This window comes from Clostridium cellulovorans 743B, from assembly GCF_000145275.1.
GTDB lineage: Bacteria > Bacillota > Clostridia > Clostridiales > Clostridiaceae > Clostridium_K > Clostridium_K cellulovorans.
Genome location: NC_014393.1, coordinates 3,179,162 through 3,206,075, shown reverse-complemented (window position 1 = coordinate 3,206,075; position 26,914 = coordinate 3,179,162). Strand labels below are relative to the sequence as shown.

Here is a 26,914-nt window from a genome sequence, read left to right as displayed (position 1 = left end):
AATGAGGTGGTCGTGTGGTAAATAATTCTGAGGTTAAAAAATTAACTGAAACTGAAGGAATATTATTAGAATTATGGAAAGAAGCTTTAAAAAAAGAAAATGTCGATTTAGAAAAGAGTTTTTTTGTTCAGGGAGGAACATCTTTAGCAGTAACTGCTTTGTGTAGAGAAATTCAAAAAAAATTTGCAGGTGTAGTAGAGATAGCAGATATTTTTACTTACTTTTCAATTCGTTCATTAGCTAAATTTATAGATGATAAACAAGGAAAATTAGATAAAGAAAGCATGAGAGAAAAAGTGTCACAAGAAAGTACAGAACATGTAGAAGATATTATTTTTGCACTTGAGAAAGATGATTTTTCAGTGGATGATGCACTCTCAAAATTGCTAGATGAATAAAAATATGTGATATATTATAAGACTTAATAATTAGTGAGTTGGAGGATTATAATAAATAGACTTATTATAAAGAGAATACTATGAGAGAATTATATACATTAATTTTGCAAAATACAAAAGCAGGTAATATATCAAAAGAGGCTGCAGCAGAATTATTAAATAAAATAAAAGAAAAGTTTATAAATAATAAAGAAAATGATCTTGCAATCGTTGGTATGGCAGGACGTTTCCCAGAGGCAGACCACCTAGAAGAATTTTGGGAAAATCTTGTAGAAGGGAAAGAAAGCATTAGAGAATTTCCTGCTGATAGAAGAAAAAGTGTAGAAAACTATATTAAAGTTTTTTCAAAGTCTGATTCTGAAAGATTAAGAATAGCAGGATATCTAGAGGAAATAGACAAGTTTGATAATGACTTTTTTGGTATTTCTCCTAAAGAAGCAGCTCTTATGGATCCTAATCAAAGAATACTTCTTGAAAATGTTGTTCATACAGTAGAAGATGCAGGAGAAACCTTTGAAGCATTGCAGGGAAGTAATACAGGGGTTTATATAGGTTATAGTACTGATTTTGGAACAGAATACAAAGACATGATTAATGTTGTGGATACTTTAGATGGATTTGCGGCTACAGGGAATACGTATTCTGTATTGGCAGGACGCATTTCTTACCTATTTGATTGGATTGGTCCAAGTATGGTAATAGATACAGCGTGTTCGTCATCTTTAGTTGCTTTAAATAAAGCTTGTGATGATTTAAGAAATGGTGCATGTAATCAAGCTATAGTAGGATCTATAAAGGCAGTTCCTATTTTGGGATTACAATCAGAACTTGAATTTGGAGTAGGCTCATCAACAGAAAGGACCTTCCCTTTTGATAATCGATCAGATGGTATTGCGTTTGGTGAAGGGGTAGGCTGCATTATGATTAAGCCTTTGGCAAATGCCATAAAAAATAATGATAGAATTTATGCGGTTATAAAAGGTGGATCAGTTAATCAAGATGGTAATTCAATGGCACTTACAGCCCCAAATCCATTATCTCAAAAAAAACTAATTCTTCAAGCTGCTAAAAATGCTAATGTTAGTTTGGCTGATATAGGATATTTTGAAACACATGGTACAGGAACAAAATTAGGGGATCCTATAGAAGTTCAGGGTATAACACTTGCTTTTAAAGAACAGACAGATAAAAAGCAATTTTGTGCTATCGGTTCAGTCAAAGCCAATATTGGGCACTTAGATTGTGCAGCAGGCATTGCTTCTGTTATTAAATGTGCCCTACAGTTAAAACATCAAACTATTGTACCAAGTATTAACTTTGAAATACCAAATAAAAATATTGATTTTATGCATTCACCTGTTTATGTCAATTATAAAACATGTAAATGGCGTGTTGATCCTAAAAAAACAAGAAAATGTTGCATTAGTTCATTTAGTGTAGGAGGCACCAATAGTCATATTATTTTAGAAGAATATCAGCCGCCTCAAGAAGAACTTTTTGCTAATAAACAGGCAGTAAAAATTTTGACACTATCTGCTAAGGACGAAAGCGTATTAAAGCAGTTAGTTAAAGATTATAAAAGTTTTTTAAATAAAAACCGTGAAATAAACTTAATGGATTTATGTTATACGGCTAATAGCTGTAGACAATCCTATATTTATCGTTTAGCTATTGTATTTAATGATTTAAATGAATTGTTAAGGAAGTTAAATACTTATCAAGAAGTAGGACAAGTAGAAGGTGTATATGTTGGAAAAGCTGAGCGCAATGAAAATAATGGAGACGTATTAATTAACCAGTTTAAAACAAAACAAATGTTAGATGAGCAAGTGGCTTGTCAGATTGCTGAAAGCTATACTAAAGGTAATCATATAGATTGGACATTAATGTATGCTGACGAATTGGTTAGAAAGGTAACGCTTCCACTATATCCATTTAGGAAGAATAGATGTTGGATTGATTTGGATGAAACTACGCTTGCAAATCACAGGTATGTTGCTAAGCAAGAAGAAAAGGATGCATTTATTCTTGTAGGTAAAGATACATTTACAAAGATAGAAGTGGATATTGCTAGATGTTTCTATCAGCTATTAGGTGTAAAACAGGTGGATATCAATGATTGTTTCTTTGAATTGGGTGGTAACTCCTTATTAGCAATTAAGTTCGAGCTTGAAATGAAGAAGTTAAACTATGAGTTCTCATATAAAGATTTAAATAAGTATGAAACAGTAAAGAAGATTGCCAACTTTATAGAATCAAAAAATAATGATACACCACTTATGAATAAAGTGATTGTATATGAGGGGATTAAACCTTTTAATGATATTTTCTTTAGAGATTGCTTTTACAATTCATTCTTTCCTATTTTACAAAGAAATAAAAAGTCAATTATGCCATTTATGTTAAATGCTTATCCAATTTATAAATTAGATCAGCAACTAATAAGCGTAGAATACGATGTTATTCAAGGATTTGAGGCACTTTGTAAGCAGGAGCATATTACTTATGAAACTTTTGCAAAGGTTGATGATATTGTAGGTGAAATAGAAAGTGGTTTAAGTCATGAACAATTGATAATAGTCTTTATTGATTGCTATTATGAAACTTTTAGGAAAGATACCTACAATAAGTTACACTGGCCACATACTTTGTTAATTTACGGGATGGATGTAGAAAATAAGAAATTCTATGTATTAGAACATACCAATAAGGATAACTTAGGTTATAAAAATTGTACATTAGATTATCAAGATGTAATAGATTCTTATCGAGGGTGTTATGAAAATTTTCCTAACATGTTTAAGTATGGCTTATACAAGTTCAATATTGAAAATGGTGAACCATTAGAAGATGAAACTCAAGTAATGACAGAGGTAGCGGCACAAAATATATTAGCAATATATGACAAGGTATCTGAGTCTAATAAAGTGCTTGACTGTTTTAAGGATTATTTTAAAAAGATACTTGGTAGTGAGCAGAACTTAATAGAAAATAGCCAAAATCTTGTTACAAATCTTAATAACTTGATTAATATTAAGCGTGCTGAACTTTATAAATATGAACAATTACCAATCTTTAAACAGGCATGTAATCAGTTAAAAACCATTATTAATAATTGGGAAGAAATTAGAGATGCCTTGTTCTACTGCCTGTTTGCTAATGAGTATAATAATGAGACCTTACTTCCTTTAAATGAAAAATTAAAGCAAGTAATTAGTTTAGAGTGTGAATATACAAAGATATTATATGATGTGAGTACACAAATAACCAAATGAAAGGAAAAAAATCATGGATTTTGAATTGACAAAAGAACAAAAGGATTTAAAGAAAGAAGTCATTAAGTTCGCTAAAAATGAATTGTGTGACGGAGAACATGGGGTTTTCTCTAAAGAATTGTGGCAAAAGTGTGTTGACTTTGGTCTTATAGGAATGAATGTACCAGAAGAATATGGTGGAATGGGATTAGACTATCAAACGAGTGCAATCTTGCTACAAGCACTTGGGTATGCTTGCGAAGATAGTGGATTTATTTTTGCAATCACTAATCATTTATGGGTATGCCAAAATCTTGTTAATGAAATGGGGAGCCAAGCCCTGAAAGACAAATATTTAAGAGGCATGGTTGAAGGCGAATATATAGGATGTTTTGCTATTACAGAAGTAGAGTCAGGTTCCGATGTTTTTCAAATGCAAACTAAAGCAACAAAAGATTGTGATGAATACATATTAAATGGGAACAAAATGTTTATATCTAATGCACCAATTGCAGATGTTTTTGTTGTTGTTGCTAAAACAGAAAATGAAGAAGGTAAAGAAACTCTAACAGCATTCTTTGTAGAAAAAGATTTTCCCGGTGTTTCAATAGGTAAGAAGATTTCCAAGATGGGCTTAGAAGCTTGTCCGATGGCTGAGTTGTGCCTTAACAACTGTAGGGTACCTAAAGAAAATATTATATATAAAGAACATAAAGGCATGAAAGTTGCTAATTATGCACTGCAAATGGAACGTGTATTTGAGTTTGCGAGTCATATAGGAGCAATGGAAAGACAGATGGAGAAATGCATTAAATATGCCAATGAAAGAAAACAATTTGATAAGCCAATTAAGGAGTATCAATCAATTAGTAATAAGATTGTAGATATGAAGGTAAAAATTGAGCTTGCTCAGTTACTTTTATTTAAGATTGCTTGGAAAGCTGATCACAAGAAAAATATCTTTTTAGATTCTTCAATTTTTAAATTATTTGTAAGTGAAAGCTATGTAGCAACATGCTTGGATACGATACAAATTCATGGTGCTTATGGTTATTCAAAAGAATATGGTTTAGAAAGTGAATTAAGAGATTCTATAGCGTCGACTATTTACTCAGGAACATCAGAAACACAAAGAAATATTATATTTAGTTTAATTGATATTATTTAGGAGGGGTCCCTTTGAAAATAGTTGTTTGTATAAAGAGTGTAAGAGCAACACTTGTTTTGCAACCTAGCAAAAAGTATGCAATTAATCCTTATGATATTTGTGCTTTAGAGGAAGCTGTAAAGCTTAAGAAGAGTAAACAGGCAGAAGTGATTTGTTTACTCATGGGTGTGGTAGATCAAAGAATAGCTGCCGAACTTAAGAAATTTGGTGCTGATCGTATTATTTTTGTTTCAGATAAGAAGTTTGCAGGCGCAGATACATTAGCTACAACCTATACTTTAAGTAAGGCGATTAATAAAATAGGTCAAGTGGATTTAATTCTTTGTGGTGATCATGCAATAGATGGTGAAACAGGACATGTAGGGGCTGGACTTGCTAAGCGATTAGGTTTTGATTTCTTGAGTAATGTAGATTACTTGGAAGTAGAAGAAGAACGCTTAAGATGCATTTGTAGGGATAAAACATACCGTTATACTTATGAAATTGAAAGCGGGATAATACTTTCTGTAGTAAATTGTATGGTTAAAGAAGTAACACTTTCTATTATGCAACTAAAACGTATAAATTCAGTAGCTTATGAGGTCTGGGATGCAAATGAGCTAGACGTAGATGGGGAAAGATGCGGCCTTCTAGGGTCATGCACTAAAGTTGCAGGTGTAGAAGAAATGGATAAGCGTAATGCTAGAAATGCTACCGTACTTAATATGGAAAATCAAGAAGACATAAAGCAGTTGCTACAGGTATTAAGGAGGAGGTAGATAGCTTGGATATAAAAGAACAATTGGGACAAATTGTAGTTATTGGTGATTTACATGGAGATATCGAATTTGATCAGCAAGTAACAAGTATTGCCGCATCAATAGGTGGGCATTGGAATAAACAAGTGCTTTTTATTCAATTAAGTGATATGAGTGATGGAGCTTTAGGATCTTACTTTGATTATGGTGTTGATAAAATTATAAAAATAGATCATGAGCAACTTAATATGAGACAAATCAATGACATTATATTAGAAGAAATTAAAGTATTATCACCTGTACTTATTTTAACAGGTAGTAGCAAACAAAATTGTGAGATGGCAACTAATATAGCTACTGCCTTAGAAATTGGTTTGGTTGCAGAGTGCATTGCGATTAAGATGGATCAAGGTGATAGAAAACTAAGGTTTTCTAGAGCAGCAATTAGTTCATCAGTTATTGCAGATATTATTTGTGATGGATGCGATATACAGATGAGTACAGTAAAAAAAGATTGTTTTATTGCACAATGCATGCCATGTGATCATCAAGAAAAGTCAATTATACATAAGGTTGTCAAAAATCATAATGCTAATGAGGTAAAATATAAGCTTATTGACAAAGTATCTATAGAAACTGTAAACGAAAGATCTAAGTTAGATAGCAAAGTTATTATTGGTGTAGGACGTGGTGCTATTAAGTTTATGCCTCGCATTAAAAAACTTGCAGATGTACTACAGGCAGAGATTGGTGTTACAAGACCTTTAGTTGATGAAGGACTAGCACTTCATAGTCAGCAAATTGGACAATCAGGTAAGTCTATTAAACCTAATTTATATATTGCATTAGGTGTTTCAGGTGCGTCTCAACATGTTGTAGGGATGTTAAATGCAAATAAGGTTATTGCAGTTAATACTGATGAAGAAGCACCTATTAAAAAATATTGTGACTACTTTATTAATTTAAATGCAGAAGAATTTATCAATAATATTTTAAAAGAATGTGAAAAATAGGAGGAAACAAAAATGGAAGAAATTATGGAGAAATTATTAGCTTATGTAACAAAGTCAACAAACTCAAAGGAAATTTATAGTACAGATAATATTTTTGAAAAAGGCCTTGTGCATTCATTATTTGCAATGCAACTTATTTTATATATTGAAAAAGAATTTGATATTGAGCTTGAGGATGAAGAACTTGATTTTGATAAAATTAAATCAGTTAAAGATATTACTGAACTTGTTTATTCGAAAATGTAAGTAAACAGGATATATGATAAGGTGGGATAAAAATGCAAATAGAAAAGATAGGCGTTGTGGGAGCAGGTAATATAGGTTCTAGTCTTGCGCATAGTTTAATGCTTTATAATAAAAAAATCGTATTGGTAGACGTTTCAGAAGAGGTATTAGAAAGATCAAAAAAAAACATCAAGCAATCGTTAAGATTTGCTCATATGTATCTTAAAAGAAAAGAAAAGTTTGATGCTAATTTAATCGATAATATTACCTTTACAACAGATATGAATGCATTAAGAGAGTGTGATTTTATAGTAGAAAATGTGACAGAAAATTGGGAAATTAAAGAGAAAGTATATAGACAATTGGATCAAATCTGTAGAAAAGATGTGTGCTTTGGTGTAAATACCTCTTGTATTTCTATTACAAAAGTAGGTGCTATTACAACAAGACCAGAGCGGGTAATTGGCATGCACTTTATGAATCCAGTTTATTTAAAGCCATGTGTAGAGGTAATTAAAGGTTATCATACATCTGAATCTACTATTGCAGAAATTGAAGCCTTTTTAGAGAGTGTAGGAAAATATGCAGTAATTGTAAATGATTTTCCAGGGTTTGTATCAAATAGAATCTCTCATTTGTTTATGAACGAAGCAGTATTAGCTATTCAAGATAGTGTTGCACAACCTAAGGAAGTGGATACTATTTTTAAAGATTGTTTTAATCATAAAATGGGACCATTAGAAACAGCTGATTTAATAGGTTTAGATACAGTATATAATTCGCTAATTGTACTATATGAAAGCTATCATGACAGTAAATACCGTCCAGCGCCATTATTAGCTAAAATGGTTGATGCAGGTTTATTAGGCGTAAAAACAGGAAAAGGTTTTTATACATATACTGATTAGTGATAGTAGCTAAGTATAAATGGAGGGATCTAAAATGATTCAAGACTTATCAAATGATGCATATGAGCTCATTCGAACATTTAATAGTACAGAAGTGCCAGTAGCAAATGAAAGATTGGTATATGAGTACTTTGAAGAAAATGCAAAAAAATATCCAGATAAAGTAGCATTATTTTTCAAAGGAGAATCTTTATCTTATAAGGAGGTAAATGAAGCAGCTAATCAACTAGCTAATAAATTAGTAGCAGATGGCGTTAAACCAGATGATATTGTTGGTATTATGTTAGAACGCTCTTTTGAGATGATCATTAGTATATTAGCTATTTTAAAGGCAGGAGCTGCCTATTTACCAATTGATCCCCGACATCCTAAAGACAGAATAGAATATTACATACAAAATAGTAAGGTGCAAATAGTACTTACTTCTGAGCAGTATATCCAAGATGAAAAAATACAAGAAGTAAAATATATTTTATGGGAAAAAGCTAATGAATGGGTAGGAAATAGCAAGGATAATCTAGTAAGACGTGCACAAACTAACAATTTAGCTTATATTATTTATACATCTGGTTCTACGGGCATGCCAAAAGGGGTTATGATTGAACATGGTGGACTAATAAATCGTTTAACTTGGATGATTAACAATTTTGCATTTGATGAGGAAGCTGTTTTTCTTCAAAAGACTACTTATGCCTTCGATGTATCTGTATGGGAACTTTTGTGTTGGGGAATGGTTGGTGCTAAGTTAGCTATTATGGAGCCAAATAAAGAGAAGAATCCAAGGTCAATTGTAAAGATGATTGAGCAATACAAGGTTACAGTATTGCATTTTGTCCCATCAGTATTGGAGTTGTTTATAAGTTATACAGAGTATAAATTTGATTTAGACCGTATCAAAACACTAAAATATGTAGTAGTTAGTGGAGAAGAGTTAACACTAGTTACAGCTAAAAGGTTTAATGCACTTTATAAACCACACCATGAGATTGCTTTGTGGAATTTATATGGACCAACGGAAGCAACTATTGATGTAACTAGCTTTAATTGCGATGAACTAGATGATAGTTTTGAACGTGTACCTATTGGTAAACCTGTATGGAATACTAAACTCTATGTACTCGACGAAAATATGAATATATTACCAGTAGGGAAAAAAGGTGAATTATTTATTGGTGGTATCCAAGTGGCAAGAGGGTACTACAATAATGAAAAACTAACGGCAGAACTTTTCATGACTAATCCTCTTAACCCCGATGAGATGATTTACAAAACAGGTGATTTAGTGATGTGGAATGAACATGGCTTCATCGATTACTATGGAAGAATAGATTCTCAAATTAAGATTAGGGGACTACGTATTGAATTAGGTGAAATAGAATCTCACATTACGCAATACCAAGGTATTACAAAAAGTGTTGTAATTGTAGATGAACGTAATTTAGTTAATAAGTATTTAGTTGCCTTTTATACTGGAGAACAAGAAATAGATGAAAGACAACTTAGTGAGTTTTTAGCTAAGAGCATTCCAGAATACATGATGCCTACTAAATTTATCTATATTAATCAGTTTGATACGACCTTAAATGGAAAGCTAGATAGAAAGTCACTTGTAAAACTATATGAAACTAAATATCTTGTATAAATTTGAATTATTAGGTGGTAAAAGATGTTAAATGATGATAAAAAGTGTGAAGTAACGGAAAGTTGTCAGTTAAGTACAACAGAACAAGAGTTAATTAAAATATGGGGTGAAGATCAAATCTTTGATAGTGATGCTATTCAAGTAAATGATAACTTCTTTGAACTAGGAGGCAACTCTATTATTGCGATTAAGATTATAGTTCGTATAAAAACATATTTTGGGATTGCTCTTTCACCTAAAATATTGTTTGAAGCACCTACTGTAGCTGAATTAGCTACAGTAGTAGATCGTTTGATAGGACCTAGCGATAATCTTAATAAAGATGAAGTTAGGGAGGAGTTTGAAATATGATGAGCATAGAGCAATTTATAAGTTCACTTTCAGCTAAAAATATCCGCATTTGGATAGATGGAGAAAAATTAAGATGTGATGCTCCTAAGGCTGAATTAACTCCTCAGTTACGTAGCGAATTAGTAGAGCGTAAAGGTGAAATTATACATTTTTTAAAAGGGTTACATCAAGGTGAAGAGCGAGTAGTGACTAAGGTTAACCGTAGTCAAGATTTAGAACTTTCTTTTGCACAAGAACGCCTATGGTTTTTGGATCAGTTAGTACCAGGAAATGTGGCTTATAACAATTCAGTGGCTTGGTGTTTAAATGGTGAAATAGATTCAATAGCTTTAAAGAAAAGTTTACAAAGTCTAGTAGATCGTCATGAGACACTCAGAACTACTTTTGAACTTAAAGAAAATAGACCTATACAGAAAATTCATACTAATGTGACACTGAGCTTTAAAGAGGTAGACCTAAGTAAAGAAAATAGAATGCGTCAAGAAGAATTAGTGAATAGTATGGTAATTAATGAAGCAAGAACACCTATGAATTTAAAAAATGGTCCTTTATTTAGAGGAATGCTTATTAAATTACAGCCTTATGAACATATTTTAATGTTAAATCCACATCATATTATTTCAGATGGATGGTCATGGTCAGTACTCTTTAAAGAATTAGAAGAGATGTATTTAAGCGAAGTAGAAGGTAAAACTGCAGCATTAGAGCCACTTGAGATCCAATATGCAGATTTTGCTATGTGGCAAAAAGAATACTTGAAAGGTGATGTTTTGGAGCAGCACTTATCTTATTGGAAAGATAAGTTATTTGGAGCACCTGCTTTATTAGGTTTACCTTGTGATTTTCCTAGGCCTAAGTTGCAAACATATAATGGCAAGAGAAAGTATATTCAAATACCTAAAGCATATACGCAACAATTAAAAGAGATAAGCATTGAAAAAAATGTTTCTTTATATATGATTTTATTAACCTTTGCAAACTTATTATTTTATGCTTATACAGGGAGTGAGGATCTTTGTATTGGCACACCTGTAGCAAGTCGTAATCAAAAAGAATGTGAATCTATATTTGGTTTCTTTGTAAATACATTAGTATTACGTAATCAAATTCACCAAGATATGACATTTGATGAACTACTTATTGAAGTAAGAGAAACTTGCTTGGAGGCATTTGAACATCAAGAAATTCCCTTTGAAAAGCTAGTAGAAGAATTGAATGTAGATCGTAATACAAGCTATTCACCTGTAGTACAAACGATGTTTGTCTTACAAGATGTAAAGGAAGCTGATTTTAAAATCAAGGGCATTGAAGTGGAACCTTATGTTTTTGATAGAAAGACAAGTCGCTTTGAATTAGAAATTTATTTATGGGAATCTGGAGAACAGTTAGAAGGTTACTTTGAATATAATACTGATTTATTTAAAGAAACTACCATTGAAAGAATGATGGCTAATTTTCTATATATTATAGATATGATTCCAAACCATAGAAATGAACCAATTGGACAGCTAATGTTTATCTCAGAAAGAGAATATAAAGATGTAGTATACGATTTTAATGAAACAGCATGTAGTTATGATGAAAATGAAACGATGCATGGACTCTTTAGTAGACAAGCAGTCAGATGTCCAGAACAGATTGCTATTATTTCTGATCAAGAACAGATGACTTATGAAGCGCTTGAGCAAAGGTCAAATCAATTAGCACAGCTACTTATAAAAAATGGTGTGAAACCAGGTTGCCTAGTAGCAGTTAATATGGAACGTTCTATGGAGTTGATTGTAAGTGTTTTGGCTATTTTAAAGTGTGGAGCAGCATATGTCCCTTTTGAGCCTTATTTACCAGATGAAAGATTGAACAAGATTTTATCTGGTTTAAGTGTACAGCATATAATTACGGATAAAAATAATGTATATAGATTACAACGCTTAGGTTTAGAAAAGAGTACATACTTTATCGTCGTAGATGACGAATTTGAACTAGATGGAAAAATGATTGGTAAGAACCAAATAGATGCAGAACCTATAAGCCATGTAGGAGTACAAGTTGACTCAATGTCAAATGCGTATATTATTTTTACATCAGGATCAACAGGAACACCTAAAGGTGTTGTAGTCAAACATCGTCCAGTTATTAACTTAATTGAATGGGTCAATAAATCCTTTCAGATAGGGACAAATGATAAGGCGTTATTTGTTACTTCCATTGGATTTGACTTATCTGTATATGATATATTTGGTATTTTAGCAGCAGGAGGCACTATACGATTAGCAAAAAGTGATGATTTAAGAGAACCAAAACGTTTGTTGGAAATCTTGGTTAATGAAAGAATTACACTTTGGAACTCTGCGCCACAGGCTTTACAGCAACTAGTACCATTCTTTGAACAGATTATTTGTAAAGGTAATATATTAAAACATGTCTTTTTAAGTGGCGACTGGATTCCATTAACATTGCCTGCAGAGATTAAAACTTATTTTAAAGAGGCACAAGTTATTTCATTAGGAGGAGCAACAGAAGCAACGGTTTGGTCTAACTATTATCCTATTAGTAGAATTGAAAAAGAATGGGTAAGCATTCCTTATGGTAAACCTATACAAAATGCCAAGTATTATGTATTAGATAAAAACTTGAGACCATGTCCAATCGGTGTAAAAGGTGACTTATATATAGGAGGTAGTTGTTTGGCTTCAGAATATATTAATGATGAGGCATTAACACAAAGTAAGTTTATTCCTAATCCATTCGTACCCGGTGAATATATGTATCGTACAGGAGATCTATCTAGATGGTTTGTTGATGGTAACTTAGAGTTTTTAGGTCGTAGTGATTTCCAAGTTAAGATTAGGGGTTATCGTATAGAATTGGGTGAAATAGAAAGTTGTTTATTACAACAAGATGGAATAAAAGAAACAATTGTCATTGATATTGAGCAAAATGGAACAAAGTGCTTATGTGCTTATTATACAGCTAATGAAACTATTGAAACAGGTAAACTAAAGTTGTTACTTAGCAAACAGTTACCAGACTATATGATTCCAGCTTATTTTATGAAACTTGAAAAGATTCCAATGACTTCAAATGGAAAGGTAGACAGAAAGAAACTACCTAAACCAAAAGCTGAAACTGATATAAGTGTATGTTATGAAACGCCTACTAATGAAGTAGAAAAGCAAATCTTTGAGATTTGGAAGGCGGTATTAGAATGCAGTAATTTTGGGATTAATGATAACTTCTTCATGATAGGTGGGCATTCTTTAAGAGCAACTGTAGTAATTGGTAGAATTCATCAACTTTTAAATGTAGATATCCCATTAAGAGAGTTTTTTGATACACCGACTATTAAAGGATTAGCTAACTATACGATTGACAAGAGAAAAAACGGTGAAAATGTTTATGAAGTGATCCCACAATTATCAGAGGCACCATATTATGAAGTGGGACCAGCTCAGAGTTACCTTTTGAATTACCATAGTGAAGAAAGAGTTACTGTTTTTAATGAAGCAAGAGTAATGGAAGTGGAAGGAAAACTTAATTATATTCAAGTGGAAAAGGCATTCAAGCAGCTTATAGAACGTCAAGAGTCACTTAGGTCTAGATTTATCAAGATTGATGGGCGTTATGTTCAGGAGGTTGTCGATGCTGAAGAGTTAGACTTTAAAGTAAGAATTGTGGAAGAGACAGATCCAGTTAAAGTACGCTATTTAATCGATCACTTTGTAAGACCGTTTAAACTTAATCAAGCACCACTTTTTGAAGTTAAAATTATTAGAATATCAGATGATAAGAATATTTTAATGTTTAATGTAGATCACACAATATTTGACGCTGTTTCACTTTTCGTATTTGTTAAAGAGTTCTGTAAATTATATGAAGGTGAGTATCTTCAACCACTTAAAATTCAATATAAGGATTTTGCAGCATGGAAAATAAAACGCGTAAAAGGTCCCATTATTCAAAAGCAAGAGGCATATTGGAGTGAAATATATGCAACACCAAGTCCAGATTTAGATATACCAGCGGATGGAGAACGTACGCAAGGTATGCTCTACACAGGAGATGATATTTTCTTTAAGTTAGATGATAGATTGTGTAGTAAGCTAAAGGAAATTGCTGTACAAAAGGGCGTAAGTTTATACATGATTATTATGTCTAACATTAAATTATTGTTATATAAATATACAGGAAAGACCGATATATCTGTGGGGAGTGCTGTAGCGGGAAGAGTAAATGTTGAACTGGATAATATTATTGGTGCATTTATTAACATGGTCGGAATTCGTACATACTTTAAAGAAGATATGAGCTTTGTAGACCTTCTTGAGGATGTTAAAGAGAAGACACTAGGGGCTTTTGAAAATTCAGAGTATCCAATTTTTTCTCTTATCAAAAAATTAGGTGGTAAAAAACCTTATACAGTGTTATTACTATGGGAAAATGCAGAAACAGTCAACTTCAGCATTGAAGGTCTTAAATTTAAGGAATTACCTTTAGACTATGAAGCTACTACTTATGAGATGATGTTTTCTATAAAAGAAATTGATGATAGTTTAGATATTCGGTTAAGTTATGCAAAGAATTTGTTTGATAGAAAAAGAATAGAAGATATAAGAGATTATTTCATAAACTGCATAAAGGATACTAGTGAAAACTTAGATATGCTATTAGGAAATTTTCAACTTAGAAAATAGGGAAAAGGAGATGCTACAATTTTGTAACATCTCCTTTTTAGGGTGATTACTTCACTAAATTAAAAAGTTAAGTGCGATTTTCTAAAATATACCATACTTACCTGTTATGCTATCTTTAAATAATGGTAAGTGTGGTGGGTAGAAAGTAAATAATATGAAAAGAAAAATTATCAATATAACTGTACCTATTGTTATAATTGAATTTAGACCTTTGTAATACTTATAAAAATGAAGACCTATTAGTTGACCAAATAATAGAGCTAAAAATAATAATAAAATATCAACTATTAAGAATTCTACTCCAAAAGCTCTAGTATAAAAATAAAATAGTAGTGGGATTGTTATTAAGGCCGTAAGTAATGCTACTAAAGCACCTGTAAACCACTTATTTATATCAATATTATTTATTTTCCCAACTACAAGATAATAAACTGTCCACCATAGGATTATAGGTAAAAGAACCATTTTTAAATGTTCCCAAACACTTTCATTTACTGGTGCTATAGTACCAATTATTATATTATCACCAGTAAAGTCATATAAAAAATGCAAACAGGAACCAACTAAAAAAAGGATTGGAATTCCTATAAGAATCCATTTCGCTGGTGAAGATAGTGTTTTGTAACTCATAAAATTCCTCTATAATATTAATAATTTACATAATTGTATATGATAAAATAATTTAATTTATTCTTATATCGTAATTATATTGATAATCTTATCTATTGAAAGGCACGTTATATTGTACATATGATTGAAAGTAATTAATAATATAGAGAAAAAAACTCAATTTAGAATTGCAAATAGATTAGCTTTATTCAGTAGGTTTATTGTTTTGAAAATAATCCTTATTTTTTACCCAGAATTACTACCTGATAATAGTAAGATAAGAATTTTCTTTACAAGTCAATGAATATGGGATATTAAATAATTCAGAATATGCAGTTACTGGTAGTAAAAAGATAGTAACAGGGCTAATTATGACTATGGTTAATATTATTACAAAGTATGTAGGAAGTTCAACAGCTTGAGATAGTCGAACCTTTAATAATTAGGATAAGAAAGTATTGTTGATAGAAGGGTATGTATTTAGCTATTGTGAGAATGTTATACTGGATATAGAGGATGCGGAGGTTGATTATATTATTCCGTATAGTTAGGGTGGAAAGACAGAACTAAGTATGAGCTTAAGTATTTCAAAAGGAGATTACTATAATGGATATTAAAATCAGAAGAGTGTCTATAGAAGACTTAGATGATGTAGCAGAAGTAGAAGCAAGATGTTTTCCAGAGGCAGAGGCTGCTATGAAGGCGTTATTCGAACAACGGATTAAGACATTCCCAGAAAGTTTTTTTGTAGCTGAAATTGATGGGAAAATAATTGGGTTTATAAATGGAGCAATAATCAATGAAACGGCTATATATGATGAACTATTTATTGATGCTACACTACATGTTCCAGATGGAGATTACCAAACTATCTTTGGGCTTGACGTGATACCAGAGTATTGCAATCAAGGAATTGCTGCACAATTAATGAATCATATGATAGAAGTATCAAAATTAAAGGTGCGCAAAGGTGTTATTTTAACATGTAAAGAGAAGCTCATTCATTACTATTCAAAGTTTGGTTTTGAAAATAAGGGTGTTTCAAAATCCGAACATGGCGGTTCTGAATGGTATGATATGCTTTTAGAGTTTTAAAGAAAAATACAAATGGTTTTACCAAATAATAAGGTTTAGAAATTATTATTGTGATGCTAAGCTAACCCAAAAGTAGGTTTGCTTATGAAGTGGGAACATCTTTAGTTTGATAATCTGATACAGGCAACAAATATAAGTTATATATTTGAAAATTAATGATATTAAGGTATACTTATCTTAAGTAAATACATGTTTAAAAATGACTTTGCATTTTGTGTAGAGTCATTACGTATTTTTAGGGCATTTTTGAAAATTTGGAGGTAATGATTATGGATTATAGCTATGGTGTTATTACTGCTGTTACATAGAGGCTAGTAGCAGAATTTTTAAGAAGACATAATTATAAGGCTGGTTTTAATATAATGGAGTTACATCCTTGCTCAGGAATGTATGATTGTTTATCAATATTCATCAGTAATGATACATTTCCAGGTCGTCATATTTTTGATTTTAATCAAGGAAGCGGGAATTTCCATGTTTTTAGAGCATGGGATAGACTTTCAAAAAATTTCGAGGAAATAGGATGGCCTGATAAGAATAGTTACGTTAGCTCATTTTTATGTGCTAGTGACACTAGTGAAGTTATCGATGATTTGGAGGTTTTAATAGGTACTCCTAGTTATGAACATAAAGGATTACCCAAAATGACACCTAAAGTTTTTATGATAATAATAATTGCAAATCTATTACAAAGACATGCTTTAGGAAGAGAAATTGTTGATATCATGGGTGCATTAAATGATAGCAGTTGGGGTAGGGATGAGGTTAAAGATTTTAGTAAAGTCTAAGTACAAATACCTGAAAAAAACAGTTATGATGGAATGGCTAAAGTAGCAATAAATTTTTGGATAATAAAATATGCAAGTTCAGAAGGTAGTAATAAACGAGAAACAAAATAATTATAGATTTGAGGGGTGGTATATATGTCTATAACAATCCTGAAGTTTATATTGATTTATGGAAGGAATATAAAGGTAGAAAATCCCTAGCGGCGATAGTGAATAATTTAGACAAGATGATAATGACTTAACAAAATTGGTTTATATAAGTAAGTGGTTAGGTTATAGTAAAATAAAAAGACTATTTATCGGAGGAGTTTCTATGGAAAAGACAAGTGAATAAAATAATTTGTATGAGCATTCTTAAAATACTCATATAAAGATTTAGAAGAATTATTTAAAAAGGCAAAAACAAAAGAAAAGCAAGATTTCTATATTACTCTATCTGATATTATACTTCAAAAGGAACAAGAAAGAGTGATAGGTAAAAATAGAAGAACTTAGAGATGATATTTTAGATGTTGAAGAGGCTTTAATTAATCTTGAAAAAGTGAGAAATATATCTTCTGCTTTTATTGATCCTAACATTGCCAATGATTTTGCTATAGTTACGGACTATATAAAAATGTTTTTTCTAGTTGACGTTAAAAATTTTGAGAAGATTAATAGAATTTTAGCAAATAACAAAAAGGATTTTAAATTAATTTATGAATTTGTAGAGGAAACAGATGGATTTATACCTGTTGCTTCATATAGAAAGAGTCTAGACTATTATACTAAACCTATATTTGAAAATAATCATAAAAGAAAGCACTTAGATTTTAAAGATATATATCATGCGATTATCAAAGATCCGATTGCTAACTCTTGTGAAATATATAAATCTATTTTACTTACAGGTTCTAATGCTTCAGGGAAATCTACATTTTTGAAAACTGTCGCTATAAACTCTATTTTGGCACAGACTATTTATACATGCTTAGCCAGGGATTATAAATCATGTTACTTTAAGACATACACTTATATGGCACTAAGAGATGATATTATAAGCAATGATAGTTATTATATTGTAGAAATTAAATCTTTAAAAAGAATTATAGAGAATGTTAATAGTAGCATTCCCTGCTTATGTTTTATAGATGAAATATTACGAGGAACAAATACTGTTGAAAGAATAGCAGCATCTAGCGAAGTTTTAAATTATATTGCTAAATGTAATTCTTTATGTATAAGTGCAACGCATGATTTGGAACTTACCAGTATTCTTCACGGAGTTTATGAAAATTATCATTTTCAAGAGAATGTCGATAATGGCGAGATTACTTTTGATTATAAATTATACGAAGGGAAATCTGAAACAAGAAATGCTATAAAGTTGCTTAATATCATGGGGTATAGTGATGACATTGTATCTAGAGCAGAAAGTAGAGCAACTGAGTTTGTAGAAAATGGAGTATGGAAGGTAGTTTAGAAATACGATTTATGTACATTAGAAAGGAGATAGATATGGATACAAATGAAATATTTTTTACGATTTTTAAACCCTCTTTATATTTTATTATTTTTATAATTGTCCTTATGATTGTTGGTGTTGCATTACGAGTTTTATATGTAAATGCAAAATATAAAAATTCAAAATACAAAGGAGATAGTGGGAATAGCTTATTAAAGGCAATTTCCAATGCAGGAAATTATGGGGAATATTTGACTTTTACAGCTCTTGAAAAACTTCAAGGTGGCAATAAAATTTTATCTAATGTCTATATCCCAAGGGAAGATGGAACTACAACAGAAATAGGTTTGATAATGCTGAATAAATCAGGAATATATGTTTTTGAATCAAAAAATTATAGTGGATGGATATTTGGAGATGAAAATAACAAAAATTGGACACAATCATTGAATGGAAAAGTTAAGAATAAATTTTACAATCCAGTATGGCAGAATAAGGCCCATATAAGTGCATTAATGAAGCTGCTTAGAGATATTGATAGTAATTATTTTTACTCATATATAGTGTTTAGTGAACGATGTGAGCTGAAAAAAGTCTTTGTGGCATCCCAAAATGTGTATATCGTAAAGAGAAATGCGTTGCTTCCAAAATTAAAGAAAGATATTAATGGCAAAAAGAATATTTTATGAGGTAATGAAATTACTAGAATATATGAGGTTTTAAAAAGTCATTCTTTGGCTGATAAATCAGTTAAAGAGAAACATATTGAAAATATTAAAAGCAAATCACATGTATAAGTTTCCAATAATTATATTTAATGATGGAGATTCGTAATGTTATAAATAAACTAATAGGCTATGTATGCTCAATTGAGAAATGAGGATTTTATATGGAAACTTTATCAAAGTTAATATCGGTTTTGTTATTATGCTTAGTTATAATTACTGGATGTAGCACAAGTAAGCAAAAACTTCCACAAGAAAGACCAAAAGATTTCGGATTTATATTAAATTATGGAATAGGTGCAAAAAATCAATTGGATACCTTTAAAGGAACCTATACGAAGGATATGATTGGTGAACAGCCTATAACAACAAATCTTAAATTATCTGATGAAGAAATGGATGAAATTTATTCAATTATGAGAGATATCAATATATGTAGTTATCCTGACGATTTTAAACCTAAAAGTAGTACAAGTACAAAACCCTTCAATACATATTCTATAAAAGTATTATTTGACAATAAAGAAAAGAATATATACTGGGATGAAGATAATTTATCAGTAAGTAAGGATGCTGTGGAGTTAAGGAATTTATTTGATAAAATTCATAAGATTATATCGGGTAAGGAAGAATTTAAGGTTTTACCAAATCCCCAGAATTCTTATGAGTAGGGATAAAGCCAGCATACATAAATTAGAGTTTGTATTTATAAGATAACAAAAATTTTAGGAGAAAAAATAAAAATGTTGTATTTATTAAGTTTTATATTTGCGCTATGTTCTTTTGGATTAGCGGTCATAATTATTAAGGAAAAAAATCATATTTTTTTATGATCGCTTCCGTGTATATTATTATGGTTATAGTCTTAGCAATATCCGCACAGAAGGTTGGTGTATTTGGATTATATGGTGTGTTTGGAATAGTACCATTTATCATGAGATTTAGAAGAAGAAAAGGTTAAGATTAAAGACTAAGACTACTTGCCATTAATTATAATGATTAATGGTTTTGAAGATAAAAAGCATTCAACTTTGATGAAAGAGTTGAATGCTTTTTATTATGGGTAAATGATAAGAAAATAACTATATATAGTTTGATTTTTTCAACATTTTAAGAAGGTTAAGATTTTATAAAAAGCAGGATAGGATAAGTTTTAATAGTTTATATCATTGAGGAGTTAAAATCTATTTGTTAAAATGAAACCAAAAGGAAAGCAGGTAACCAAAGAATGATTAAAGTAAATATTGGGGGGTGTAATAATCATCATCCACAAAACTTTATGATACGTCATATGAATGGCAGTAAGGATTATCTTTTGCTATTAACTAAGACAGAGACATCTTTTATCATTGATGGAAAGGAATACGAAACACCACCAGGAACTTTTGTTTTGTTTGATAGGAATGTCCCTTGTAGCTATTGTAATAAAAGAGGAGAGTATGTAAATGATTGGCTACATTTTGATTTTGTAGGGGAAGCTCATTGTTTTCATCAACTGAAAATACCATTGAATAGGCCAGTGATTCTTTATGATATACCTTCTATTTCAATGCTAATAAGCTCAGTGATTAATGAAGTATATTCCAATGGCAGTTATAAAGAAGAAGTATTAAATCATTATATGCATATTTTACTTTATCGTTTGTCTGAACAAATTCAAAATGGGAAAGATACAGTGAAATCCCATCCAATGTATTTGAAGTTGGTTGACTTACGGTCAAAAATATATAATGAACCTCAGCTAAGTTGGTCTATTGACATGATGTGCAGGGAGCTTAATATAAGCCAATCATATTTTCAGCATTTGTATAAAAACACCTTTCATGTTAGCAGTATGAATGATGTCATTAATGCCAGAGTTGAACAAGCAAAATTTTATCTTTTACAATCAGTGATTTCTATTAGCACCATTGCAGAAATTTGTGGTTATAAAAATGAAATCCATTTTTCAAGGCAGTTTAAAAAACATACTGGACTGTCTCCAAGGGAATATAGAGAAAAGATGATTGTAAAGAAAAACTAAATAGGTAGCTGACTGCTGGGTAAAGGTTTTTAATGTTGAAAATGGAGTTTTAATGATCTTGCACAACGCAAGTTGAAATATAAGCTAAAGTATAGATATGAATGAAAGGAAAGAGAAAATGGATGAATTAATATGGGCAGAGAAGGTCTCGGAAAAAATCAAGAAAAAGGTTGAACTTGTGGCAGAACGAAACAAAAATAAAATTCCTTATACTACGAAAGACGGCTCCTTTGACGATATGTCTCAAGGTAATATTTGTTGGTGGACTAATGGGTTTTGGGGAGGCATCATGTGGCAACTGTATCACGGTACAAAAAATGAAATGTTTCGTGAAATTGCAGAAGAAAATGAGAAAAAGCTAGATCAGAATTTAATGGAGCCACAGGGGCTTGACCATGACAATGGATTTAAATGGCTTCCTACTGCTGTAGCAAATTATAGATTAACAGGCAATTTAAAGTCACGTAGCAGAGGACTTTTAGCAGCGAATAATCTTGCAGGGCGATTTAATCCTGTTGGCTCTTTTATCCGTGCTTGGAACGGTGATGATGATGGCAGAGTAGCCGGCTGGGCTATTATTGATTGTATGATGAATCTGCCTCTTTTATATTGGGCGTCTAAGGAGATAAATGATCCTCGTTTTATGCAGATTGCTACTATCCATGCAGATACTGCAGTGAAATACTTTGTTAGGGAAGACGGTTCTGTGAATCATATTGTTGAATTTAACCCTGCAACTGGAGAATTTGTAAAGACATATGGAGGACAAGGATATGGAGAAGGGTCCTGCTGGACAAGAGGCCAAGCCTGGGCACTATATGGCTTTGCTCTAAGTTATAAGCATACTAAGAAAAAACTTTACCTAGATACAGCTAAAAAAGTGGCAAATTATTTTATAGAGCACATTTGGGAAAATGGATTAGTTCCGGTAGATTTTTGTCAGCCTAAGGATTGCAGTTTAGAGGATTCTACAGCAGCGGTAATTGCTGCAAGTGGTATGTTAGAAATTGAAAAATCGGTTTCTAAGGAAGAAAAGAAGATTTATCATGAGGCAGCAATTGGTTTGTTACAAGCTCTTGAAAAAGAAAGATGTAACTGGGATGATAATATTGATAATATTCTTGAAAAGTGTACAGCTGCATTTCATGATAAAGAACATGAATTCTCAATTATTTATGGAGATTATTTTTTCATAGAAGCAATATGGAAGTTGACAGGTCAGGAGTTATTCCTATGGTAAAAAAGGGGGACTAGTAAAATGATATTTAAGCCTAAAACATTGGACTTTCATTTAAGTCCATACACAGGATTAACTAGGCAAAGCTGGATTGAAGCCTGTGAATATCTTTTAACAGGTATTTTTAATAATATAAAATCCATTCATGATCCAGTTATTATGCCAAGAAAAGAAACTGAGATTACTTATCCTCATAAAAATGCAACGGGAGCACAAAAAGAAATAGAGATAAAAGCAGAGATATTTGAAGGTCTTGCCAGATCCTTTTTTATAGCAGCTCCATTAATTCATGACAATCCAGATAGCACTATTTGTGGTTATAAGATTAGAGATTATTATAAAGAACAGGTACTACGTGCTTGTACTAAAGGGGACAGTAATTCAGTGGGAAGTTATGAGGAACTGCAGGAATTGACAGGTAATTCAAGTCCTTATAGTACCTTTCAACAGACCGTAGAAACTTGTGCCTTAGTGGTATGCTTATGGAGTTGCAAAAGTGAAATTTGGGACACGTATACCAAAGAAGAAAAGGATATTATAGCTAAATTTTTGACTAGTTTTGCTCATGCAAGCACAGTTCCACAAAACTGGCGCTTATTCAATATGCTAGATATGGCCTTTTTATATAAAGTGGGCTATCCAATTGATGAAGAGATTATGAAGGATCATGCTCAGACCATTCTTAATTATTATGCAGGAGATGGATGGTATCGTGATGGTCATTCCTTTGACTACTATTCTTGCTGGGCTTTCAATGTTTATACTCCTATTTGGAACTTATGGTACGGTTATGAAAAAGAACCTTACCTTGCCCAAAGGTTTGAAGAGAATTCTAATAAGCTTATGGAAACCTATGGAGATTATTTTGATAGAGATGGCTTCACTAATATGTGGGGAAGAAGTAATGTTTACAGGAATGCTGCTACTAGTTCTTTTGATGCTAACATGCTTCTTAAGAATTCTACAGCAAATCCAGGGCTGGCAAGACGTATTGCGTCAGGTTCCTTGCTCCAATTTTTAACTAGGGAAGACTTTCTTTTTAATGGAATTCCCACTATGGGATTTTATGGACAATTTACACCATTAGTACAGGGTTATTCTTGCGCTGAGTCTCCTTTTTGGCTAGGGAAAGCATTTTTATGTCTGCATTTGCCAGCAGATCATCCGTTTTGGACAGCAAAGGAGAATAACGGTACTTGGGACAGTTTGGCTGATAATCAAGTGAAAGAAACTGTACTTGATGGACCAGCTCTTTGCTTTACCAATCATGGAGCTAATGGTGAGACAATTTTAAGGACTGGAAAGGTCGTAAAGAATTGTAGAGATGACCATGGCATGTGGAATTATTCTAAATTAAGCTACAATAGTAAATATCCTTGGGAGTCAGCACCTTCAATGGATGTAGAGGCTGAGCAGTATGTGCTTCAAGATTTGACTACAGGAAATTATGAAAAATGTAATGTAACCTTTTGGAATGGAAAAAAAGATGAAATACTGTATCGAAGACAGTTTTTTAATTATGAGTTGTGCAAAGAAGCTACATGGATGCACGCAGTGAATCTTGCAGATTTTCCTGTATCTTATGGAATAATCAGAGTAGACAAACTAAGATTATATGGTAGACCTATATCCTTGACTTTAGGTGCTTATGGATTCCCCGATAATGCCACAGAGATAGCTAAAATTACCAAAGGAAATGCAAAAGCGATAATCTTAAAGGGGTATGATTTTACTGGAAGAGAGAAACAGCTTGCAATGACTTTGTATGATGGATGGGAAGAGATAGACCTTTTATATAGCCATGGAACAAATCCAGATTCAGAGAAGTCCATTATAGTTTATGGAAAGCTAACTAGAAAGAAACAGTATGGATATGAACCTTATATAATGATTTCCCAGGTAATAACAAAAGAAAGTCATGAAGATTTTTCAGAAGATGAGATTTTCCCAATTGACTCTGTTGAATATACAGATAAAGAAAAATGCGGGGGTTATGGACCAGTAGAGGTTAATTTGGTTGATGGAAGAAAAAGAAGAATTGCATTTGAAGGAATAGAGGGTAATCTACAGCTTTAATGTGGTAACACTCTGGGGAAATATGAGAATATCTTCACCAGGAAATGGGAAAATTCAATGCTTTGTCAGATGCTGAAATTCTTATGAGCAGAGTAAAAGGAATTGTTTTTACGCTTCCTTTTACTATTGTTGCTGTAATAGTAATCTCATATTTCATCTCATGGTGAATTTATTGATAAAAATTTTGATGTAACAATTGTTAAGATTGCCTCTATCATTGGAACCAAAGGAGGTAAATGATTCAATTTAAAATGGTGAGTATTTGGGGTTCAGGAATGGCTGATTACAGCTATAACTTATCCGAAAAGTATAGTTTATAGCACGCAGTAGTTCTGATATATATAAATAAAATGCAATTCTTAGAATATGAAATTACTTTAACTTTAGGAAAATGTTTAGTATAATGCTTATATAGTATAGGGAACTAGAGAATAGTATAAATTTAAGTGTTTTGAAAAAATGAGAAAGAGGAGTAATTAGAGGATGTCTGAGTACAGATTTGATTTTAGAGTAACTGATGATCAATTTTTAAAAGGTAGAACACTAATTGACTTGCCATTCAATGTATGGGAAGTATTTGGTTTGAAAGGTGTTATTGCTGTGAAAGTAGTAATAAATAATGTTGAATTTAAATTGAATCTTGTACCAAGAGGGAATGGAAACTACTCATTTTTTCTCACTAATAATATGAAGAAAAAATTAAAACTACAAAGAGGCTCTTTGTTGGACATATTAATAAGCACTTTAAACAATAAAGTAAAAGATGGAGTAGAAATTTGTAACTATGAAAAATCTAATGAATCATATCTCAAGATTGATAGTATATCATATGTTTCAGAACCTACATCTCAAATGTGTGGTCAAGCATGTGTAGCAATGTTATCAGGTAGAGATGTCGAAGAGGTAGCAAAAGTAATGGGAACAAGAGGTTCTACATCTATAGGGCAAATAATAGAGGCTCTAGATTATTATAAAATTAGACATGCAGAAAAAAATATTAGGATATCGAAAAAGAATCCATACTATTCAGAAATAAGTATTCTTACAGTACATATGCGAAATTATACTCACTGGGTATTACACCATAAAGATAAATTTTATGATCCAGAGTTTGGTATATTGGATAAATGTCATCCGGAAGGTAAAATTACGTCTTTTCTTGAAATAATTAATATTGATTAACATACTTTACATGAACGTGAAATCATCAGCATTGAAAATACGAAAGTAGAAAGCCACACCAATCAAGAAGATTGGTGTGGTTTTCTTATTTGCAAAGAAATCGCTCGCAGTTTAGTGGCATATTTTAACACCTTGGGTTATAGATATATTCTTGATAAGGTATCGTAATTACATTTCCTAGGTTAGTTTTGAGATTTGTACCATAAGTAATATTCTTACCAGAAATTAAATTCATACCTATGTCATAGAGTGCTTTTATTTGAGTAGGAATATCTTCAATAACAGTACCTGCCATAACACCTTGATTAATTAGTTCCTTTGCTTTAGATGAACCACCAATTCCTACAACAGGAATGAATTTTGATTTGTCACTTTTGTTATAACCATATTTTTGGAGTGCTTCAATAGCGCCTATTGCCATATCATCATTATTAGAAATTATTGCTTCAATTTTATTGCTAAGTGTTAAAAAAGCTGATTCAATAGCACGTTTTGCACATTCTTGTTCCCAATTGCATGTTACAGATAAAAGTTGCTTAGTGTGTATATTTTCTTCAGTAAGTGCTTGAAGAGAATATTTAGTTCTTGCAATAGTTGATAAATAATTTGGTGAACCTTGTAACAACACATAATCTAATACATTATCTTTACTTTTATCCATAGTATCTTTATTGGTATTCCATAACTTAGCTAAAATCTTTCCTTGTAGAGTTCCCGATTGTTCAACATCTCTAGTTACAATTGCAGACCTAGGTGTAGCTTGAACCGTTTTTATTAATGAAGAAGATGTGGGAAGGTAGAGAATAAATGGTATATTTGACGCTACTACTTTATTAATTGCATTTTTAATTTCATCAATTTTAGTAGAGACTGGGATGATTACGAAAATGTCATAGTTTTCATTAATCGATTTTTCAATATATTCATTTTGAATGCCTTGGTCCCATTTTGAGTCAAAGAAGCTAAAATCAATTTTATTATACTGATCTTTCTCAATATCCTCGAGGCTTTTTTTTATATCAGTAAGTAAATAATTATCTAAGGATCTTATAAAGACAGCTGCTTTAAATGATTTTTCAGTAGTAATAGGCGTTTTAGCATTTATAATATATTGAACATTCAGTAGTAGTAAGATATAAATGATAGCTAATGATATTATTTTTTTATAAAACTTCATTTTAAACTCCTATGTATTAATTAGTGAATAACAAAATTCATTATTTAGGATGGCTTTTGATTTGAAAATTATACATATTAGGAAAAGGTTATATTATCGAAAAACTAACTAAAGAAAAATAGAAATAAAGTGAATAGAAAAATACTAATGAGTCAACTATTATAAAAAGCG

The 26,914-nt window shown here is 31.4% G+C and carries 21 protein-coding genes and 1 pseudogene; 20 read left to right on the top strand and 2 right to left on the bottom strand.

Translation table 11 applies throughout. The annotated features are described in order from the left end of the window. Window positions 1-14: 14 nt before the first annotated feature. The 10 genes from CLOCEL_RS13155 (at window position 15) to CLOCEL_RS13110 (ending at window position 14,387) form a co-directional block, all read left to right on the top strand. Window positions 15-398 (top strand): phosphopantetheine-binding protein, encoded by a 384-nt coding sequence (locus CLOCEL_RS13155; protein ID WP_010075612.1) that lies wholly within the window; start codon window positions 15-17, stop codon window positions 396-398. Window positions 399-478: 80 nt separating this feature from the next. Further along, on the top strand, window positions 479-3,673 hold the full coding sequence (locus CLOCEL_RS13150) for a beta-ketoacyl synthase N-terminal-like domain-containing protein (protein ID WP_010075611.1): 3,195 nt from the start codon (window positions 479-481) through the stop codon (window positions 3,671-3,673). A gap of 13 nt (window positions 3,674-3,686) precedes the next feature. After that, complete coding sequence (locus CLOCEL_RS13145; protein ID WP_010075610.1) at window positions 3,687-4,820, top strand: acyl-CoA dehydrogenase family protein; 1,134 nt, start codon at window positions 3,687-3,689, stop codon at window positions 4,818-4,820. Window positions 4,821-4,831: 11 nt separating this feature from the next. Then, a complete protein-coding gene (locus CLOCEL_RS13140; protein WP_010075609.1) occupies window positions 4,832-5,578 on the top strand; it encodes an electron transfer flavoprotein subunit beta/FixA family protein in 747 nt (248 codons plus the stop codon). Window positions 5,579-5,583: 5 nt separating this feature from the next. Then, window positions 5,584-6,570 (top strand): electron transfer flavoprotein subunit alpha/FixB family protein, encoded by a 987-nt coding sequence (locus CLOCEL_RS13135; protein ID WP_010075608.1) that lies wholly within the window; start codon window positions 5,584-5,586, stop codon window positions 6,568-6,570. Between the two features lie 12 nt (window positions 6,571-6,582). Then, window positions 6,583-6,816 carry an acyl carrier protein gene (locus CLOCEL_RS13130; RefSeq protein ID WP_010075607.1) on the top strand — a complete coding sequence of 78 codons (234 nt, stop codon included), beginning with the start codon at window positions 6,583-6,585 and terminating at the stop codon, window positions 6,814-6,816. A 32-nt stretch (window positions 6,817-6,848) separates the two neighbouring features. Next, entirely contained in the window at window positions 6,849-7,703 is an 855-nt protein-coding gene (locus tag CLOCEL_RS13125; RefSeq protein WP_010075606.1) for a 3-hydroxyacyl-CoA dehydrogenase family protein, read from the top strand. A 34-nt stretch (window positions 7,704-7,737) separates the two neighbouring features. Further along, window positions 7,738-9,345 (top strand): non-ribosomal peptide synthetase, encoded by a 1,608-nt coding sequence (locus CLOCEL_RS13120; RefSeq protein ID WP_010075605.1) that lies wholly within the window; start codon window positions 7,738-7,740, stop codon window positions 9,343-9,345. Window positions 9,346-9,369: 24 nt separating this feature from the next. Next, the gene (locus CLOCEL_RS13115; RefSeq protein WP_010075604.1) at window positions 9,370-9,696 is read left to right on the top strand and encodes a phosphopantetheine-binding protein; all 327 of its coding nucleotides are present in this window, start codon (window positions 9,370-9,372) and stop codon (window positions 9,694-9,696) included. Then, window positions 9,693-14,387, top strand: a complete 4,695-nt coding sequence (locus CLOCEL_RS13110; protein WP_010075603.1) for a non-ribosomal peptide synthetase — start codon at window positions 9,693-9,695, stop codon at window positions 14,385-14,387. The genes CLOCEL_RS13115 and CLOCEL_RS13110 overlap by 4 nt, the downstream gene beginning before the upstream one ends. Window positions 14,388-14,468: 81 nt before the next feature. Here the strand turns inward: CLOCEL_RS13110 and CLOCEL_RS13105 are convergent, their stop codons facing one another. Beyond that, window positions 14,469-15,017: a DUF6512 family protein gene (locus CLOCEL_RS13105; protein ID WP_010075602.1), complete on the bottom strand. Its 549-nt coding sequence runs from the start codon at window positions 15,015-15,017 to the stop codon at window positions 14,469-14,471. Window positions 15,018-15,602: 585 nt separating this feature from the next. Here CLOCEL_RS13105 and CLOCEL_RS13100 point away from each other — a divergent pair. The 10 genes and pseudogenes from CLOCEL_RS13100 (at window position 15,603) to CLOCEL_RS13060 (ending at window position 25,566) form a co-directional block, all read left to right on the top strand. Then, entirely contained in the window at window positions 15,603-16,091 is a 489-nt protein-coding gene (locus CLOCEL_RS13100) for a GNAT family N-acetyltransferase (protein ID WP_010075601.1), read from the top strand. 320 nt (window positions 16,092-16,411) lie between these two features. Continuing rightward, a pseudogene (locus CLOCEL_RS13095) lies at window positions 16,412-16,879 on the top strand (TY-Chap2 family putative peptide chaperone); the annotation flags it as partial. A 541-nt stretch (window positions 16,880-17,420) separates the two neighbouring features. Then, window positions 17,421-18,341, top strand: coding sequence for a MutS-related protein (locus CLOCEL_RS13090; protein WP_010075599.1), 921 nt, complete (start codon window positions 17,421-17,423; stop codon window positions 18,339-18,341). Window positions 18,342-18,376: 35 nt separating this feature from the next. Beyond that, the gene (locus tag CLOCEL_RS13085; RefSeq protein ID WP_010075598.1) at window positions 18,377-19,012 is read left to right on the top strand and encodes a nuclease-related domain-containing protein; all 636 of its coding nucleotides are present in this window, start codon (window positions 18,377-18,379) and stop codon (window positions 19,010-19,012) included. A 200-nt stretch (window positions 19,013-19,212) separates the two neighbouring features. Next, window positions 19,213-19,719: a hypothetical protein gene (locus tag CLOCEL_RS13080; RefSeq protein ID WP_010075597.1), complete on the top strand. Its 507-nt coding sequence runs from the start codon at window positions 19,213-19,215 to the stop codon at window positions 19,717-19,719. Window positions 19,720-20,276: 557 nt separating this feature from the next. Continuing rightward, window positions 20,277-21,071: an AraC family transcriptional regulator gene (locus CLOCEL_RS13075; protein WP_010075596.1), complete on the top strand. Its 795-nt coding sequence runs from the start codon at window positions 20,277-20,279 to the stop codon at window positions 21,069-21,071. Window positions 21,072-21,189: 118 nt separating this feature from the next. Then, on the top strand, window positions 21,190-22,311 hold the full coding sequence (locus tag CLOCEL_RS13070; RefSeq protein ID WP_010075595.1) for a glycoside hydrolase family 88 protein: 1,122 nt from the start codon (window positions 21,190-21,192) through the stop codon (window positions 22,309-22,311). A gap of 18 nt (window positions 22,312-22,329) precedes the next feature. Beyond that, on the top strand, window positions 22,330-24,384 hold the full coding sequence (locus tag CLOCEL_RS13065; protein WP_010075594.1) for a DUF2264 domain-containing protein: 2,055 nt from the start codon (window positions 22,330-22,332) through the stop codon (window positions 24,382-24,384). 44 nt (window positions 24,385-24,428) lie between these two features. After that, the gene (locus tag CLOCEL_RS23700) at window positions 24,429-24,551 is read left to right on the top strand and encodes a hypothetical protein (RefSeq protein WP_278184397.1); all 123 of its coding nucleotides are present in this window, start codon (window positions 24,429-24,431) and stop codon (window positions 24,549-24,551) included. Between the two features lie 316 nt (window positions 24,552-24,867). Continuing rightward, window positions 24,868-25,566: a DUF1905 domain-containing protein gene (locus CLOCEL_RS13060; protein WP_010075593.1), complete on the top strand. Its 699-nt coding sequence runs from the start codon at window positions 24,868-24,870 to the stop codon at window positions 25,564-25,566. Between the two features lie 124 nt (window positions 25,567-25,690). On the opposite strand, the gene CLOCEL_RS13055 is transcribed toward CLOCEL_RS13060, so the two are convergent. Continuing rightward, the gene (locus CLOCEL_RS13055; RefSeq protein ID WP_010075592.1) at window positions 25,691-26,743 is read right to left on the bottom strand and encodes a galactose ABC transporter substrate-binding protein; all 1,053 of its coding nucleotides are present in this window, start codon (window positions 26,741-26,743) and stop codon (window positions 25,691-25,693) included. Window positions 26,744-26,914 lie beyond the last annotated feature (171 nt).

Excerpts from the sequence above, each read along its gene's own strand:
- CLOCEL_RS13150 (WP_010075611.1), top strand. The coding sequence starts at position 479 with ATGAGAGAATTATATACATTAATTTTGCAAAATACAAAAGCAGGTAAT.
- CLOCEL_RS13145 (WP_010075610.1), top strand. The coding sequence starts at position 3,687 with ATGGATTTTGAATTGACAAAAGAACAAAAGGATTTAAAGAAAGAAGTC.
- CLOCEL_RS13130 (WP_010075607.1), top strand. The coding sequence starts at position 6,583 with ATGGAAGAAATTATGGAGAAATTATTAGCTTATGTAACAAAGTCAACA.
- CLOCEL_RS13125 (WP_010075606.1), top strand. The coding sequence starts at position 6,849 with ATGCAAATAGAAAAGATAGGCGTTGTGGGAGCAGGTAATATAGGTTCT.
- CLOCEL_RS13120 (WP_010075605.1), top strand. The coding sequence starts at position 7,738 with ATGATTCAAGACTTATCAAATGATGCATATGAGCTCATTCGAACATTT.
- CLOCEL_RS13115 (WP_010075604.1), top strand. The coding sequence starts at position 9,370 with ATGTTAAATGATGATAAAAAGTGTGAAGTAACGGAAAGTTGTCAGTTA.
- CLOCEL_RS13110 (WP_010075603.1), top strand. The coding sequence starts at position 9,693 with ATGATGAGCATAGAGCAATTTATAAGTTCACTTTCAGCTAAAAATATC.
- CLOCEL_RS13105 (WP_010075602.1), bottom strand. The coding sequence starts at position 15,017 with ATGAGTTACAAAACACTATCTTCACCAGCGAAATGGATTCTTATAGGA.
- CLOCEL_RS13100 (WP_010075601.1), top strand. The coding sequence starts at position 15,603 with ATGGATATTAAAATCAGAAGAGTGTCTATAGAAGACTTAGATGATGTA.
- CLOCEL_RS13085 (WP_010075598.1), top strand. The coding sequence starts at position 18,377 with ATGGATACAAATGAAATATTTTTTACGATTTTTAAACCCTCTTTATAT.
- CLOCEL_RS13080 (WP_010075597.1), top strand. The coding sequence starts at position 19,213 with ATGGAAACTTTATCAAAGTTAATATCGGTTTTGTTATTATGCTTAGTT.
- CLOCEL_RS13075 (WP_010075596.1), top strand. The coding sequence starts at position 20,277 with ATGATTAAAGTAAATATTGGGGGGTGTAATAATCATCATCCACAAAAC.
- CLOCEL_RS13070 (WP_010075595.1), top strand. The coding sequence starts at position 21,190 with ATGGATGAATTAATATGGGCAGAGAAGGTCTCGGAAAAAATCAAGAAA.
- CLOCEL_RS13065 (WP_010075594.1), top strand. The coding sequence starts at position 22,330 with ATGATATTTAAGCCTAAAACATTGGACTTTCATTTAAGTCCATACACA.
- CLOCEL_RS23700 (WP_278184397.1), top strand. The coding sequence starts at position 24,429 with ATGGGAAAATTCAATGCTTTGTCAGATGCTGAAATTCTTATGAGCAGA.
- CLOCEL_RS13060 (WP_010075593.1), top strand. The coding sequence starts at position 24,868 with ATGTCTGAGTACAGATTTGATTTTAGAGTAACTGATGATCAATTTTTA.
- CLOCEL_RS13055 (WP_010075592.1), bottom strand. The coding sequence starts at position 26,743 with ATGAAGTTTTATAAAAAAATAATATCATTAGCTATCATTTATATCTTA.